Annotated in this window: 17 protein-coding genes; 7 read left to right on the top strand and 10 right to left on the bottom strand. The window is 63.1% G+C overall.

Annotated elements, in window-relative coordinates:
* The 5 genes from ACQ4N9_RS11350 to rplU form a co-directional block, all read right to left on the bottom strand.
* A partial coding sequence (locus tag ACQ4N9_RS11350; RefSeq protein WP_430932865.1) for a CreA family protein occupies positions 1–444 on the bottom strand: 444 nt, incomplete at its 3' end.
* A 22-nt stretch (positions 445–466) separates the two neighbouring features.
* Positions 467–1585 (bottom strand): glutamate 5-kinase, encoded by a 1119-nt coding sequence (gene proB / locus ACQ4N9_RS11345; protein WP_153787193.1) that lies wholly within the window; start codon positions 1583–1585, stop codon positions 467–469.
* 87 nt (positions 1586–1672) lie between these two features.
* Positions 1673–2899 carry an Obg family GTPase CgtA gene (cgtA, locus tag ACQ4N9_RS11340; RefSeq protein ID WP_390970174.1) on the bottom strand — a complete coding sequence of 409 codons (1227 nt, stop codon included), beginning with the start codon at positions 2897–2899 and terminating at the stop codon, positions 1673–1675.
* 186 nt (positions 2900–3085) lie between these two features.
* Positions 3086–3343: a 50S ribosomal protein L27 gene (gene rpmA / locus ACQ4N9_RS11335; protein WP_008092023.1), complete on the bottom strand. Its 258-nt coding sequence runs from the start codon at positions 3341–3343 to the stop codon at positions 3086–3088.
* A gap of 38 nt (positions 3344–3381) precedes the next feature.
* Positions 3382–3696, bottom strand: a complete 315-nt coding sequence (gene rplU, locus ACQ4N9_RS11330; protein WP_060512528.1) for a 50S ribosomal protein L21 — start codon at positions 3694–3696, stop codon at positions 3382–3384.
* 244 nt (positions 3697–3940) lie between these two features.
* Here rplU and ACQ4N9_RS11325 point away from each other — a divergent pair, with 244 nt between their 5' ends.
* The 3 genes from ACQ4N9_RS11325 to ACQ4N9_RS11315 all read left to right on the top strand — a co-directional run bounded on the left by ACQ4N9_RS11325 (position 3941) and on the right by ACQ4N9_RS11315 (position 5827).
* Positions 3941–4909: a polyprenyl synthetase family protein gene (locus tag ACQ4N9_RS11325; RefSeq protein ID WP_110996194.1), complete on the top strand. Its 969-nt coding sequence runs from the start codon at positions 3941–3943 to the stop codon at positions 4907–4909.
* Positions 4910–5094: 185 nt separating this feature from the next.
* Positions 5095–5433: a zinc ribbon domain-containing protein YjdM gene (locus ACQ4N9_RS11320; protein WP_125465575.1), complete on the top strand. Its 339-nt coding sequence runs from the start codon at positions 5095–5097 to the stop codon at positions 5431–5433.
* Between the two features lie 148 nt (positions 5434–5581).
* A complete protein-coding gene (locus ACQ4N9_RS11315) occupies positions 5582–5827 on the top strand; it encodes a PA4570 family protein (RefSeq protein ID WP_110996196.1) in 246 nt (81 codons plus the stop codon).
* A 91-nt stretch (positions 5828–5918) separates the two neighbouring features.
* Here the strand turns inward: ACQ4N9_RS11315 and ACQ4N9_RS11310 are convergent, their stop codons facing one another.
* From ACQ4N9_RS11310 to ACQ4N9_RS11290, 5 genes are all read right to left on the bottom strand, one after another.
* A complete protein-coding gene (locus ACQ4N9_RS11310) occupies positions 5919–6536 on the bottom strand; it encodes an FKBP-type peptidyl-prolyl cis-trans isomerase (RefSeq protein ID WP_390970179.1) in 618 nt (205 codons plus the stop codon).
* An 85-nt stretch (positions 6537–6621) separates the two neighbouring features.
* A complete protein-coding gene (locus ACQ4N9_RS11305) occupies positions 6622–6927 on the bottom strand; it encodes a DUF6482 family protein (RefSeq protein ID WP_125465577.1) in 306 nt (101 codons plus the stop codon).
* A gap of 170 nt (positions 6928–7097) precedes the next feature.
* Positions 7098–7586, bottom strand: coding sequence for a TIGR00645 family protein (locus ACQ4N9_RS11300; RefSeq protein WP_279888505.1), 489 nt, complete (start codon positions 7584–7586; stop codon positions 7098–7100).
* A 181-nt stretch (positions 7587–7767) separates the two neighbouring features.
* Positions 7768–8106 carry a hypothetical protein gene (locus tag ACQ4N9_RS11295; protein ID WP_390970182.1) on the bottom strand — a complete coding sequence of 113 codons (339 nt, stop codon included), beginning with the start codon at positions 8104–8106 and terminating at the stop codon, positions 7768–7770.
* A 162-nt stretch (positions 8107–8268) separates the two neighbouring features.
* Positions 8269–10707, bottom strand: a complete 2439-nt coding sequence (locus ACQ4N9_RS11290) for a Lon protease family protein (protein ID WP_390970184.1) — start codon at positions 10705–10707, stop codon at positions 8269–8271.
* 256 nt (positions 10708–10963) lie between these two features.
* Here ACQ4N9_RS11290 and ACQ4N9_RS11285 point away from each other — a divergent pair, with 256 nt between their 5' ends.
* From ACQ4N9_RS11285 to ACQ4N9_RS11270, 4 genes are all read left to right on the top strand, one after another.
* Positions 10964–11452 (top strand): DUF3015 domain-containing protein, encoded by a 489-nt coding sequence (locus ACQ4N9_RS11285; protein ID WP_110996202.1) that lies wholly within the window; start codon positions 10964–10966, stop codon positions 11450–11452.
* Positions 11453–11529: 77 nt separating this feature from the next.
* Entirely contained in the window at positions 11530–13383 is a 1854-nt protein-coding gene (locus tag ACQ4N9_RS11280; protein ID WP_390970186.1) for a DUF4105 domain-containing protein, read from the top strand.
* A gap of 175 nt (positions 13384–13558) precedes the next feature.
* Positions 13559–13915, top strand: a complete 357-nt coding sequence (locus ACQ4N9_RS11275) for a hypothetical protein (protein ID WP_390970188.1) — start codon at positions 13559–13561, stop codon at positions 13913–13915.
* Positions 13916–13983: 68 nt separating this feature from the next.
* Positions 13984–14481, top strand: coding sequence for a GreA/GreB family elongation factor (locus ACQ4N9_RS11270; protein WP_390970190.1), 498 nt, complete (start codon positions 13984–13986; stop codon positions 14479–14481).
* Positions 14482–14515: the final 34 nt, after the last annotated feature.

Raw genomic sequence — 14515 nt, 5'->3', positions numbered from 1 at the left:
TTGCTGTGCCCAAGGCAGAATCGGAATCGCCGTCACCGCATTCTGCGGGCTGCCTTCGATCACGCGGTCGCTGTACACCAGGTACACCAGCGTATTGCGCTTCTTGTCGAGGAAACGCACCACCTGCATGGTCTTGAACACCAGCGAGGTGCGCTCCTTGAACACCTCCTCACCGTCCTTCAATTCACCCTTGAAGTGGATCGGCCCGACCTGACGGCAGGCGATCGACGCTTCGGCACGGTCCTCGGCCAGGCCCAGCCCACCTTTCAGGCCGCCGGTCTTGGCCCGCGACAGGTAGCAGGTCACGCCTTCGACCTTGGGGTCGTCAAAGGCTTCGACGACGATACGGTCGTTGGGCCCGACGAACTTGAACACGGTAGGCACCTGGCCGATCTCCTCGGCCCCGGCCAACATCGGCAGCGCCAGGGCTGCCACGGCAATCATCCTTTTCAGCACGTTCACTTCCTCAGACCAGAACCAGGTTGTCGCGGTGCACCAGCTCAGGCTCGGCGCTGTAGCCCAACACGCTTTCGATGGCATCGGACGGCTGGCCGATGATCTTCTGCGCTTCCAGCGCGCTGTAGTTGGCCAGGCCACGTGCCACTTCCAGGCCATCCGGGCCGACGCAGACCACCATCTCGCCACGGCGGAAGCTGCCCTGCACGGTCTTCACGCCGACCGGCAGCAGGCTCTTGTTGGCTTGGCGCAGGGCCTGTACGGCACCGTCATCCAGCACCAGGGTGCCACGGGTCTGCAAGTGGCCGGCCAGCCACTGCTTGCGCGCAGCCAGCATGCCGCGCTCGGGCGACAGCAGGGTACCCAGGCGCTCGCCAGCCTTCAGGCGGTCCAGAACGCGCTCGATACGGCCACCGATGATGATGGTGTGCGCACCGGAACGGGCAGCCAGGCGCGCAGCGCGCAGCTTGGTCTGCATGCCGCCACGGCCCAGGGCACCACCGGTGCCGCCGGCCACGGCGTCGAGCGAGGGGTCGTCGGCACGGGCTTCATAGATAAGCTGGGCTTCGGGGTTGTTGCGCGGGTCGGCGTCGAACATGCCGTCGCGGTCGGTAAGGATCACCAGCAGGTCGGCCTCGACCAGGTTGGCCACCAGCGCGGCCAGGGTGTCGTTGTCGCCGAAGCGGATCTCGTCGGTGACCACGGTGTCGTTCTCGTTGATCACCGGCACCACGCCCAGGTCGACCAGGGTGCGCAGGGTGCTGCGCGCGTTCAGGTAACGCTTGCGGTCGGAAAGGTCGTCATGGGTCAGCAGGATCTGTGCGGTGTGCTTGCCGTGCTCGCCGAAGCTCGATTCCCAGGCCTGCACCAGGCGCATCTGGCCGAGCGCGGCAGCGGCCTGCAGCTCGTTCATCGCGCTCGGTCGGGTGGTCCAGCCCAACTGGCTCATGCCGGCGGCCACGGCCCCGGAGGAGACCAGCACCAGTTCCACGCCCGCTTCACGCAGGGCCACCATCTGCTCGACCCACACCGCCATGGCGCCACGGTCCAGGCCCTTGCCATCGGCAGTCAGCAGCGCGCTGCCGATCTTCACGACCCAGCGCTTGGCGCCAGTCACCTTGCTTCGCATCTTCTCTTCCAACCTATGTCGAATCTGTAGATACCTGAGATACAAAAACGCCGCTCCAGAGAGCGGCGTTCAGTGTACTGCAACCGATCAGTCGCGCACGTAAATGATTTCCGGGCCGTCTTCGTCGTCCTCGAAATCATCATCCCAGCCGTCATCGTCGCCGATGTCGTGCACGCTCTTGACGCCGGTACGGCGCAGGGTACGCGCGTCGTCCAGGGCCTGCAGCTGGGCACGGGCTTCGTCTTCGATGCGCTGGTCGAGCTCGGCCAGCTCCTGGGCGTAGGCCGGGTCGTTGGCCAGGCGGTCGGCGCGGTCTTCGAGGTAGCGCATCAGGTCGTGGCTGAGCTTCTCGGTGCCTTGCTTGGAGATCGCCGAGATCACGTAGACCGGGCCTTCCCACTGCAAACGCTCGACCACTTCCTTGACCCGCTCGTCGCGCTCGTCATCCATGACCATGTCGGCCTTGTTCAGCACCAGCCAGCGCTCACGCTCGGCCAGCGACGGGCTGAAGCGGGTCAGCTCGTTGACGATCACTTCGGCGGCGTCGGCAGGGCTGCTTTCGTCCAGCGGCGCCATGTCGACCAGGTGCAGCAGCACGCGGGTACGGGCCAGGTGCTTGAGGAAGCGGATACCCAGGCCGGCACCGTCGGAGGCGCCTTCGATCAGGCCGGGAATGTCGGCGATGACGAAGCTCTTCCAACGGTCGACGCTGACCACGCCCAGGTTCGGCACCAGGGTGGTGAACGGGTAATCGGCGACTTTCGGCTTGGCGGCCGATACCGAGCGGATGAAGGTGCTCTTGCCGGCATTGGGCAGGCCCAGCAGGCCGACGTCGGCCAGGACTTTCATTTCCATCTTCAGGTCGCGCTGGTCACCCGGCTTGCCTGGGGTGGTCTGGCGTGGCGCACGGTTGGTGCTGGACTTGAAGCGGGTGTTGCCCAGGCCGTGCCAGCCGCCCTGGGCGACCATCAGTTTCTGGCCCGGGGTGATCAGGTCACCGATGACTTCCTGGGTGGAGGCGTCGATCACGGTGGTGCCGACCGGCACGCGCAGGAACAGGTCTTCACCTTTCTTGCCGGTGCAGTCGGTGCTGCCGCCGTTGGAGCCGCGCTGGGCTTCGTGATGACGGGTGTAGCGGTAATCGACGAGGGTGTTGAGGTTCTCGTCGGCCACCATGTACACCGAGCCGCCGTCGCCACCGTCACCGCCGTTGGGGCCACCGTTCTCGATGAATTTCTCGCGGCGGAAGCTCATGCAACCGTTACCGCCGTCACCGGCTTTTACCCGGATCGATACTTCGTCAACAAACTTCATTCAATACCGCCTCTCGCCGAATGACGAGTCGAAAACCAGAAAACCTGAGGCTCTTGCAAAAATGAGCGCGGCGGCCCCGCACGACCAGAAACCAACGCCAGCAGCCCAAACAAACAGCTTTGCAAGAGGCTCAACACAAACGAAAAAGCCCCGTCGCATGACGGGGCTTCTGGAGCGACGTCGCTATTAAGCGGCGACGATGCTCACGTAACGGCGGTTGAACTCGCCTTTCTTCTCGAACTTGATCACGCCTTCGATCTTGGCGAACAGGGTGTGATCCTTGCCCATGCCAACGCCGTAGCCGGCGTGGAACTGGGTGCCGCGCTGACGGACGATGATGTTGCCGGCCTTGACGACCTGGCTGCCATACATCTTCACGCCAAGGCGTTTCGATTCTGAGTCGCGACCGTTACGGGTACTACCACCAGCCTTCTTGTGAGCCATGGTTCAATTCTCCAAATAAATTCAGGGGATCTAGGGGATTAAGCCTGGATGCCGGTGATTTTGATCTCGGTGAACCACTGGCGGTGGCCCATGCGCTTCATGTGGTGCTTACGACGACGGAACTTGATGATACGAACCTTGTCGTGACGGCCTTGCGAAATCACTTCGGCCACAACTTTGGCACCAGCGACAACTGGAGCACCGATGGTGACTTCTTCACCGTTGGCGACCAGCAGAACGCGATCGAAGGTCACGGATTCGCCAGTGGCGACTTCCAGTTTTTCGATCTTGAGGAATTCACCTTCAGCGACTTTATACTGCTTGCCGCCGGTAACGATTACTGCGTAAGACATGGTATTTCTCCGATAATCCTGCTCACCCAGCGCTTTATATGATGAGTATTGGCTGGCATGGCTGCATGGGGCTGGAACGGCCCGGTGCAATTGCGTAAGGCAGGTGCTGCCCAGGAAGTTAGGGTGCGCGATTGTACGCAACCGCAGAAATGCTTGCAAGTACTGGCCAGGGCCCACGGGCACCGCGCCTTGACACACCGATACCCGCGACCTAGCATGCCGCGCAACCTCAATGGAGCAGCCGATGCAACCCCAATCCTTCTACCGCGCGGTAGCTGACGATTTCAGCGCCGTCGACGAGATCATCAAGAAGCAGCTGACCTCGCGCGTGCCGCTGGTATCGAAGATCGGCGACTATATCACTTCCGCTGGCGGCAAGCGCCTGCGCCCACTGCTGGTGCTGCTGTGCGGCAAGGCCCTGGGCCGCGAAGGCGACGACCTGCGCCTGCTGGCCGCCACCATCGAGTTCCTGCACACCGCCACCCTGCTGCATGACGACGTGGTCGACATGTCCGGCATGCGCCGTGGCCGCTCCACCGCCAATGCCCTGTGGGGCAACGCGCCGAGCGTGCTGGTGGGCGACTTCCTTTATTCGCGCTCGTTCGAAATGATGGTCGAACTGGGCTCGATGCCGGTCATGCAGATCCTCTCCAAGGCCACCCGGGTGATCGCCGAGGGCGAAGTGCTGCAGCTGTCGCGCGTGCGCGATGCCAGCACCACCGAAGAGGTGTACATGGACGTCATCCGCGGCAAGACCGCGATGCTGTTCGAGGCCTCGACCCACAGCGCCGCCGCGCTGGCCCAGGCCACCGACGAACAGCGTGAAGCCCTGCGTACCTTCGGCGACCATCTGGGCGTGGCCTTCCAGCTGGTCGACGACCTGCTGGACTACAAGGGCGACTCGGAAACCCTGGGCAAGAACGTCGGCGACGACCTGGCCGAGGGCAAGCCGACCCTGCCGCTGATCTACACCATGCGTGAAGGTACGCCTGAGCAGGCTGCCCTGGTGCGCAAGGCGATCCAGAAAGGTGGCATCGAAGACCTGGAGCAGATCCGCATTGCCGTCGAGGCTTCGGGTGCCCTGGCCTACACCGCCCAGATGGCCCGTGACTATGTGGCCCGTGCCATTGCCTGCCTGGAAGTGCTGCCAGCCAGTGAGTACCGGGATGCGCTGATTGAGCTGAGCGAGTTTGCGGTAGCGCGCACGCACTAAATCCAATCGCGTCGCCCTCTTCGCGGGTAAACCCGCTCCCACAGGGATCCCACTGCTCTTGAAGGGCGTGGGCAACCTGTGGGAGCGGGTTTACCCGCGAATGCCTTTGCACAGGCAAAACACATTTCCTCGGCAAAACCTTATACAATGTGCGCCTTTAATGCCCTGCAACCCAAGGAACCGAAGTGAGCACTCTGCCACCCTGCCCAAAATGCAACTCCGAATACACCTACGAAGATGGCGCGCAACTGATCTGCCCCGAGTGCGCCCATGAGTGGTCGGCCAGCGGCGAAGCCGAAGCCAGCGACGACGTGGTGAAGAAGGATTCGGTGGGCAACGTCCTGCAGGATGGCGACACCGTCACCGTGATCAAGGACCTCAAGGTCAAGGGCTCCTCGCTGGTGGTCAAGGTCGGCACCAAGGTCAAAAACATCCGCCTGTGCGACGGCGACCACGACATCGACTGCAAGATCGATGGCATCGGCGCGATGAAGCTCAAGTCCGAGTTCGTACGCAAGGTCTGACATCCCTTTCGGGGCCGCCCCCCGGGTGGCCCTGACAGATCCTGCAACAGGATCGCCTGCACCCTTCGCAACATTTCCGCCAATTGTTACTTGCTATTTTGATAATAAGAATTATTCTCATTGGAACCGCTATCCAAGGAGAATAGCCATGACTTATCTGATCGACGCCTGGCTGGAACGCCCCCACCCCTACTTACGCATCCTGCATCGCGAGACGGGCGAAGTGTGCGCCGTGCTCGAGGAAGACGCACTCGACGAGCTGCGTGACCAGGGTGACCTGGACATGACCGGGTTGAATTCGAGTGAACCGGGGGTACTGAAGGAGCTGGTGAGGAACCTGTTTCTGTTCTGCTATGCGCGGGCATTGCGCCCTGGGGGAACGGATTGGAACTGAGGCCGGCAGGGCCGGCCTCATCGCTGGCAAGCCAGCTCCCACATAGGAGCCGGCTTGTCGTCGATAGGGGCGCAAAGCGGCCCCAGCGGTATTACAGAACGTCGAGCAGCTCGACGTCGAACACCAGGACGCTGTGCGGCGGGATGCTACCAACGCCTTGGGCGCCGTAAGCCAGTTCGCTTGGCACGTACAGGCGCCATTTGCTGCCGGCGTTCATCAGCTGCAGGGCTTCGGTCCAGCCAGCGATCACGCCACCCACCGGGAATTCGGCCGGCTGGCCGCGCTCGTAGGAGCTGTCGAACACGGTGCCGTCGACCAGGGTGCCGTGGTAGTGGGTGCGGACGTTGTCTTCGCGAGTCGGCTTGGCACCTTCACCGGCGGTCAGCACTTCGTACTGCAGGCCCGAAGTCAGGGTCACGATACCTTCACGCTTGGCGTTGTCGGCCAGGAATTCCTTGCCCACTGCAGCGGCGGCTTCGGCCTTGGCAGCAGCTTCGGCTTGCATCACCTCACGGATCACCTTGAAGGCAGCCGACAGGTCGGCTTCGCTGACACGGCTTTCGGCGCCATTGAAGGCGTCGGTCAGGCCGGCAACGATGGCGTCCAGGTTGACGCCTGGTGGCGGGTTGTCACGCAGCTGGCCACCCAGCTGACGGCCGATGCCGTAGCTGACGCGGGTTTCGTCGGTGGACAGATTGAGTTCGGACATGGGCTTGCTCCGCTTGAGGGCGCACTGCATCTGCGCCCTGATGAAAAGGGCGAGCAGCCTAGCACACTGGTGCCGCGCGGAGCAGCTACCAGGCCGAACGCTGGGAAATCGGGACTTTGAGGTCTTCTTCCGGGTGGGTACCCATGCCGCACATCTCATCTTGCACGGACCAGTGCATCAGGTTCATCGAGACCATCGGGATGGCCTTGAGCAGCCCCCGCGCATCCTCCACCGAATGCACGCGCAAGCGCTCGCCACTGGGGCTGGACAGGGGGTGGGCACGGCCCTTGACCCGGGCTTCGAGCAGATAATCACCGCCTTCGATGGCGATCAGGTTGAGTTCGTCGACATGGCCAGCCCTGGCCTCGGCGTTGAGCTGCTGCAGGTTCATGGGTGCACCTCGCTGCGGGACCCCCGCTTGAGTGCTCATTTTTTGTACAGAACCTGGTTTTAGACAAGGCGCCGTTCGTCAGTTGTACCGCATCGTCCTGTTCGCGGGTAAACCCGCTCCCACAGGTTATGCGCAGATCCTGTGGGAGCGGGTTTACCCGCGAACAGGCATCAGTGCTTGGTCAAACGATCCAGGTAGCCCATGACGAACGCCGAGATGACAAAGGTCATGTGGATGATCACGTACCACATCAGGTATTCGGTGGAGATGTTCTGCGCATCCATGAACACCCGAAGCAGGTGGATCGAAGAGATGGCGACGATGGACGCGGCCACTTTCATCTTCAACGACGAAGAGTCCATCTTGCCGAGCCAGTTGAGCTTCTCCTTGCTCTCGTCGATGTCCAGTTGCGAGACGAAGTTCTCGTAGCCGGAGATCATCACCATCACCAACAGGCCGCCAACCAGCGACATGTCGATCAGCGACAGGATCACCAGGATCAGGTCGGCCTCGGCGAGGGAAAACACGTTGGGCAGGACATGGATGATTTCCTGGAAGAACTTCAGGGCCAGTGCCAGCAGGCCCAGCGAGAGGCCGAAGTAGATCGGTGCGAGCAGCCAGCGCGAGGCATACATCGCGTTTTCGAGGATACGTTCCATGGACAGTGGGGACTCATAAGGTGACTGGAAAAGCGTGCGCGAGTATAGCCAGCCACCCGTGACAGCAAAAGCCTGCGGCGGCTTGCCGCAGCCCGAGATGCCCCCCGAAACCCGATCGCCGGCAAGCCGGCTCCCACAGGGTAGGTGTGGGAGCCGGCTTGCCGGCGATGAGGGCATGCGGTCAGTTTTCGGGATGGAACTGATAATCCCCAAGATTGCGGCACCGCTCGCCATTGATCTTGCGCAACTGCGCCTGCAGGTGCAGGCACCAGATCTGCGGGTCTTCAGCGACTTGGTAACCATGAAGGGTGAGGCTGTCGACGATGGCATTCATCACCGACTCGGCCACCACAGGGCCATGGAACGGCCCCTGGGCCTTGATCGCCGAGGGTTGTTCGCCGGCCATGCCGGCGGCGAACAGCAAGGTCCACATGCCGTTGTCACCGGCCAGTGGGCGAATACTGCATTCGATGCGGGTCACCAGGCCCAGGCACTGGCGGGTAAGGCTGAGGTTGCGCATGGCGGCGTCCCCTCTGTGGAGCCCTGTTCAGCCCGAAAGAAACGGGCTGTTTCCATCCTGAACCCTGTAACCGTCCTTAAGTTCCACTGTAGCCGACCTACGGAAAAGTTAGAAAACCGGCGCTGAACGGTAGCACTTGGCCGCCAGCGCCGGATTATTGACTTAAGCCGGATTTGCCTGGGCGATGACTTCCTCGAGCCGCTCCTTCTCGGCTTCCTTGATCTCTTCCTCGCTGATCATTTCGGAAATCACCCGCAGGCGCTCGACCACCCGGGCATTGACGCTGCCCTCGGCGAATTCGCCCTTGTCATCCAGCGCACCAGCCTCCTCGCCCACCAGCAGGCTCAGGGCCTCGTCGGCCTGGCTGACGGCGTAGACGTGGAAACGCCCGGCCTCGACCGCCTGCAACACACGCTCGTCGAGCATCAGCGTGGCAACGTTGGCTTTGGGAATGATCACCCCTTGTTCGCCGGTCAGGCCGCGGGCCTCGCAAAGGCGGAAGAAGCCCTCGATCTTCTCGTTGACCCCACCCACCGCCTGCACTTCGCCAAACTGGTTGATGGAACCGGTAATGGCGAAGCACTGCTTGAGCGGCGTGCGCGACAGCGCCGATATCAGTGTGCAGGCCTCGCCCAGCGAGGCGCTGTCACCGTCGACATAGCCGTAGGACTGCTCCAGGGCGATGCTCGCCGAGATCGCCAGGGGGAACTCCTGGGCATAGCGGCTGCCCAGGTAACCGGTGAGGATCATCACCCCCTTGGAGTGGATCGGCTGGCCCAGGTTGACCTCGCGCTCGATGTCAACGATGCCGCTGCCGCCCGGGTAGACGGTGGCCGAAATACGCGCTGGCATGCCGAACGCCGAATCGCCCACCTCCAGCACGGTCAGGCCGTTGCACTTGCCGATCGCCGCGCCTTCGGTGTCGATCAGGATGATCCCGGCGAGCATGTCGTCGAGCACCCGCTGCGACACCCGCCCGGTACGCGTGGCCTTGGCCTTGAGCGCACGTTCGATGTGGCCGGCGTCGGTCATGCTCTCATTGGCCAGCTGGCGGACGAAGTCGGCCTCGCTGACCAGCTGGAACAGATCGCCGATACGGGCCGACAGCCGCGACTGGTTTTCTGCCAGGCGCGCGCTGTAGGTGGCCAGGCGCGCCACGGCGTCGCTGGTCAGTGGCGCCATGCCTTCTTCATTGGTGCGGGTGCGCAACAGCTGGGCGAACTGCTCCAGGCTCTCGTCGACCATGGGCAGGTCTTCGTCGAAGTCGACCAGCACCCGGAACATCTCCTGGAAGTCCGAGTCGTGGTCCTGCAGCGCGTAGTACAGCTGGCGCGAACCGATGATCACCAGCTTGACCCCCAGCGGGATCATCTGCGGCGTCAGGCTGACCGTGGCCACACGCCCCAGCTCGCCCAGCGGCGACTCCATCTTCAGCTTGCGCGACTGCAGGGCGCGCTTGAGTGCATCCCAGACGAAGGGCTCACCGAGCATCTTGTCGGCTTCAAGAATCAGGAAACCACCATTGGCGCGGTGCAGTGCCCCCGCCCGCAGCTGGCGGTAGGAGGTGTACAGGGCACCCTGGTCGGTGCTGTATTCGATACGGCCGAACAGGTTGTCGTAGGTCGGGTGCGGCTCGAACACCACCGGTGCGCCGCCGTTGCCGCAATGGCCCACCACCAGGTTGGGCGCGTACTGCTCTTCGAGCATCTTGCGCGCCACGGCGTCGGTCTTGCTGTCGTCGACCAGTTGCTCGACCACCGTGCGCAGCAGGTTCAACTGCATGGATTGCAAGTACGCGCAGACAGCTGCGTTCTCCGCATACTTTTCCGACAGCGGCGCCAGCAGCGGCTGCAGCGCCAGGGTGATGGTTTCTTCGTTGAGCTGGCGCAGCTGGTTGTTCGACTCGCGCTTCCACTGCGGCAGGCTGGCCAGCTCTTCGTTCAGGCGCTCTTCGAGCAGGGCGATGTCTTCATGGAAACGCTCGCGCAATTCTTCCGGCAGCTGGGCGAACTCGGCTTCGTCCAGTGCCTTGCCGTCGGCCATGGGGGTGAAGGCGACGTTGCTGCTGTCGCGGTACAGGGCCACGTCCTTTTCCAGCGAGGCACGTTCGATCACGTCCAGCGCACGGTCGTAGCGCTGGTTGAAGGCGCGGTCGATGGCGCTTTTCTTCTGCTGGTAGGAGGGGTGCTCGAACACCGCCGGGAAGGTCGCCACCAGGTTGTCGATCAGGCCATTCATGTCACTGATGAATGCCTGTGCGCTGCCGGCGGGCAGCTCCAGCGCACGCGGCTCGCGGGAGTCCTCGAAATTGTTGACGTAGAGCCAGTCGGACGGCGTGGCCTGGCGCTTGCCCTCGGCCTTCAGGTAGCGCTTCACGAACGAGAATCGACCGGTACCGGGCTCGCCCATCACATACACGTTGTAACCGGGGCGCGGCATCGCCACGCCGAACTGCAGGGCCTCGACGGCACGCTCCTGGCCCAGCACACCACGAAATGGCTCCAGATCGTCGGTATTGGAGAAAGCAAACTGTTCAGCGGAGAAACGCCGGGTCAGGGCTTCTGGCGCGAGACGCAGGCGCGAGGCGACAGGATCGGGCATTGGGTTTCCTTACTTCGGCGGGGCGGATGGAAAGCATTCTGGCGCTGCCAGCGCGCAGCTTGCAAGGCTCTGCGGGACTTTATGTCGCAGCCCAACAATGGCGATCACGCAAGACATTTTTCGCAATAAACAACGCAACCTTTGGATCCTGCCTAAACTCCTAGCTGCGCGGGGGGGTGGCAAGACTTCCTGTGCTGGCAACCGCGTTGCCAGAACCCTGACCATTGGTACGTCACTTGAGAATGAGAACAACGCTATGAAACGGATTCTTCTGGGTACTCTGTTCGCCGCTGTCTCTATCAACGCCATGGCCGAAGCGCCGGGAGGCCCCAACTGCGGCTGGGGCAACCTGCTGTTCGAAGGCCAGCGCGGCACCCCGGCCCACTTCCTGGCCTCCACCACCAACGGCACGTCCGGCAACGCAACCTTTGGCATGACCTCGGGCACCAACGGTTGCTCGACCAAGGCCTCCCTCACCTATGGCGGCAAGTCGTGGTTCGCCATGAACGGCATGATGAACGAACTGTCCGAAGACATGGCCAAGGGCCAGGGCGAAGCCCTGACCACCTACGCTGTGGTCCTCGGCGTGGCGCCTGAAGACCGCGCGCATTTCGCCGCCGTCACTCACGAGCATTTCCAGCAGATCTTCAGCAGCGCCGACGTCACTGCCGAAACTGTCCACAGCAACACCCTGGCGGTGCTCAAGAGCGACCCGCAACTGGCCAAATACGCCACCGAGGCATGAGCCCCACGCCTCCCGCCCCGGCAGCGGGGCGGGCTTGGCGATCCACCTTCGGCATCATTCAGACGTAGTTGCCCGACATGCTCAAACGCCTCGCTACCCTGGCGCTGATCGTCAGCGCACCCTTGCACGCCGCACCACAGCCAGACCCGGCCCGCCTGCAACAGCTGGCCGCCACGCCCTACTGGATCGCCCTGGGCCACTATGAAACGGCCAAGCTCGGCGGCTGGCGCAGCTATGTGGACGACAGCCGGTTCTTTCTTGCAGAAGACGGCGCGCACCATCCAGACCAGGAGCTCAAGGCCACGCTCGCAGCGCTGTATGCCCCGGCCAGCCTCGGCGACAAGCACCCGCAGTGCGTATTCCCGGCACGCACCCGCTGGTTGCGCGAACAGCTGGGCCTGACCGACCTGCCGAAGCCGGATTGCCAGGAGTTCGCCATCTGGTACACATCGGTCGACCCGCACAGCGCGACGCTGATCTTCCCGGCGGCCTACCTCAACAGCCCGTCGTCGATGTTCGGCCACACCTTGCTGCGCATCGACCAGTCCAACACCCGCCGCGACGACACCACGTTGCTCAGCTACGCGATCAACTTCGGTGCCTATATCGAAGGCAGCGACAACAGCATCCTCTACGCCTGGAAAGGCCTGATGGGCGGCTACCCCGGGCTATTCGCGATCATGCCCTACCAGGAAAAACTGTCCGAGTACCGCAGCCTGGAAAACCGCGACCTGTGGGAGTACCAGCTGGACCTTACGCCGGAAGAGACCGGACGGATGGTCGAGCATGTGTGGGAGCTCAAGCAGATCAAGTTCGACTATTTCTTCTTCGACGAAAACTGCTCCTACCGCCTGCTCGAACTGCTGCAGGTGGCGCGCCCGAGCCTGGACCTCACCTCCCAGTTCCCGTTGACCGCCATCCCCACCGACACGGTCAAGGCAGTCAAGCAGTCCGGGCTGGTCACCGATGTGCGCTACCGCCCGTCCCGCGAGCGCGAGCTGCTGGCCCGGGCCGAGCCGTTGGAGCCTGCGGAGAAACAGCAGGTGCTGGCCCTCAGCGCCGACACCGGGCAACTGCAAAGCCCCGAATTCACTGCCCTACCCCGCGACCGCCAGGCCCTGGTGCAGGACGCCGCCTACCGCCTGGAGCGCTACCGGGCCAACGGCCAGGAACGCGACCCAGCCCAGGCCGCGCGCAGTTTCGAGCTGCTCAGGGCGATCAATCGCAACCCGCCGCCAGCGCTGCAAATAGAGCGCCCCGGCCTGCCTGAAGATGGCCACCAATCGCGGACCTGGCAGCTGGGTGTCGGCACCCGTGAAGACCGCGCCTTCGCCGAGTACGGCCTGCGCATGGCCTACCACGACCTCAACGACAACATGTACAGCTTCCCCCTCGGCGCGCAGATCGAGATCCTCCAGCTCAAGCTGCGCCAGTACGAAGGCAACGACTGGCAGGTGCAGCGCCTGGACCTGGCCACCATTCGTTCGCTGACCCCGCGCAATGAGCTGCTCAAGCCCTGGTCGTGGCAGGTGGCGGGCGGGCTGGAACGGGTGCCGGGCAAGCATGATGACGAAGTGCTGGTCAGCCACGTCAACGGTGGCGCCGGCGGTACCTGGCAACTGAGTGACGGGCTGTTGGGCTTTGCCCTGGGCACGCTGCGGGTGGAGCATCACAACGACTTCGCCGAGTTCGTCTCACCGGCGGCCGGCTTCAATGGCGGCCTGTTGTGGCGCAATGGGCTGGGCAACCTGACGCTGGAGGCCAAGGGCGATTACTTCACCAACGGCGAGGTGCGGCGCAGTGTGAGCCTGAACCAGCAATGGGAGATCAGCCGGGACCTGGGCGTGCGGTTGAGTGCTTCGCGCCAGTTCAGTCATCTGGCCACGGCGCAGAATGAAGTGATGCTGGAGTTGAAGTGGTATCAGTACTGATCGATGCTGGCTTCTTCGCGGGTAAATCGCAGCGGCGAACCGCCGCTGCGATTTACCCGCGAAGCCGGCAATACGCTCCTCGATGAAAACCAACCGACTCTTTGACACTGTTTTGACATTGGCCCGACAAACCATCCCATAGACTCCCCACCATCACTTCAAGGGTCTTGTGGATATGTCGCGGTACTGGTTGGGCCTCTGTGTCCTGTTGCTGTTGGCAGGCTGCGAGACCACTCACGAACAGATGGTCAATCAAGGTTATCCCCCCGCCTACGCCGACGGTTTCGAGGACGGCTGCAGCAGCGGCCGCCAGGCCGCCGGGCCGATGACCGGCGATTTTCACAAGGACGTTGCGCGCTACCTGCACAACCGCCAGTACGAAAGCGGTTGGGACGACGGCTTTCGCCAATGCCAGGCCATGCAGAACAGCGAAGAACAGCGCCAGTACCATGACCGCTACTGGGACGAACGCGACCGCGACTGGCAGCGCGAGAAGGACCAGGGCGCCGCCCGCGCCTATCGCCGCAACTGACGTCGCAAACGGACAACCACTGCAACCCACGACCTGCCACCATGGTCTCCAGCACAAGGAGGCCCCGCATGAGCCGAGCATTCGTCAACGAGGACCAGGCCGCCGCCCAGGCTGACCAGCCGGTGGAGCGGCGTGTCAGCGAACAACCCAACTACGTCACTGCCAGCGGCCTGTGCCAGCTGCAAGCGCGCGTGGCCGAACTGAATGCCTTGCGCAGCGAACTGCAGGCGCAGGGCGAGCATGGCGACAAGCAGCGCCTGGCCGACACCGAACGCGACCTGCGTTATTTCAATGCGCGCGTGCAGAGTGCCCAGGTGGTGCCGGCAGCGGCTTCACGCAACAAGGTGCAGATTGGTAGCCGGGTACGCTTTGTCGATGCGCAGGACCTGGAGCATGTGGTGCGGCTGGTGGGCGAGGATGAAGCGGATGCTGGCCGGGGATTGATCAACTGGGGTTCGCCGTTAGGGCGGGCTTTGCTGGGCGCGGGGCCTGGGGATGAAGTGGTTTGGCGGCGGCCGGTGGGGGATCAGCTGATCGAGATACTTGAAATCGAGGGTGAAAGCTGAGGGCCTTGGGGGCTGCTTTGCAGCCCTTTCGCGG

The sequence above is a fragment of the Pseudomonas sp. ES1 genome (assembly GCF_050586605.1).
In the GTDB taxonomy this organism is placed as follows: domain Bacteria; phylum Pseudomonadota; class Gammaproteobacteria; order Pseudomonadales; family Pseudomonadaceae; genus Aquipseudomonas; species Aquipseudomonas sichuanensis.
This window is presented reverse-complemented; position numbering and strand designations above follow the sequence as displayed.

What these genes read in the sequence shown, in the direction of transcription:
- proB (WP_153787193.1), bottom strand. Translation starts at nt 1,585, where the DNA reads ATGCGAAGCAAGGTGACTGGCGCCAAGCGCTGGGTCGTGAAGATCGGC.
- cgtA (WP_390970174.1), bottom strand. Translation starts at nt 2,899, where the DNA reads ATGAAGTTTGTTGACGAAGTATCGATCCGGGTAAAAGCCGGTGACGGC.
- rpmA (WP_008092023.1), bottom strand. Translation starts at nt 3,343, where the DNA reads ATGGCTCACAAGAAGGCTGGTGGTAGTACCCGTAACGGTCGCGACTCA.
- rplU (WP_060512528.1), bottom strand. Translation starts at nt 3,696, where the DNA reads ATGTCTTACGCAGTAATCGTTACCGGCGGCAAGCAGTATAAAGTCGCT.
- ACQ4N9_RS11325 (WP_110996194.1), top strand. Translation starts at nt 3,941, where the DNA reads ATGCAACCCCAATCCTTCTACCGCGCGGTAGCTGACGATTTCAGCGCC.
- ACQ4N9_RS11315 (WP_110996196.1), top strand. Translation starts at nt 5,582, where the DNA reads ATGACTTATCTGATCGACGCCTGGCTGGAACGCCCCCACCCCTACTTA.
- ACQ4N9_RS11310 (WP_390970179.1), bottom strand. Translation starts at nt 6,536, where the DNA reads ATGTCCGAACTCAATCTGTCCACCGACGAAACCCGCGTCAGCTACGGC.
- ACQ4N9_RS11305 (WP_125465577.1), bottom strand. Translation starts at nt 6,927, where the DNA reads ATGAACCTGCAGCAGCTCAACGCCGAGGCCAGGGCTGGCCATGTCGAC.
- ACQ4N9_RS11300 (WP_279888505.1), bottom strand. Translation starts at nt 7,586, where the DNA reads ATGGAACGTATCCTCGAAAACGCGATGTATGCCTCGCGCTGGCTGCTC.
- ACQ4N9_RS11295 (WP_390970182.1), bottom strand. Translation starts at nt 8,106, where the DNA reads ATGCGCAACCTCAGCCTTACCCGCCAGTGCCTGGGCCTGGTGACCCGC.
- ACQ4N9_RS11290 (WP_390970184.1), bottom strand. Translation starts at nt 10,707, where the DNA reads ATGCCCGATCCTGTCGCCTCGCGCCTGCGTCTCGCGCCAGAAGCCCTG.
- ACQ4N9_RS11285 (WP_110996202.1), top strand. Translation starts at nt 10,964, where the DNA reads ATGAAACGGATTCTTCTGGGTACTCTGTTCGCCGCTGTCTCTATCAAC.
- ACQ4N9_RS11280 (WP_390970186.1), top strand. Translation starts at nt 11,530, where the DNA reads ATGCTCAAACGCCTCGCTACCCTGGCGCTGATCGTCAGCGCACCCTTG.
- ACQ4N9_RS11275 (WP_390970188.1), top strand. Translation starts at nt 13,559, where the DNA reads ATGTCGCGGTACTGGTTGGGCCTCTGTGTCCTGTTGCTGTTGGCAGGC.
- ACQ4N9_RS11270 (WP_390970190.1), top strand. Translation starts at nt 13,984, where the DNA reads ATGAGCCGAGCATTCGTCAACGAGGACCAGGCCGCCGCCCAGGCTGAC.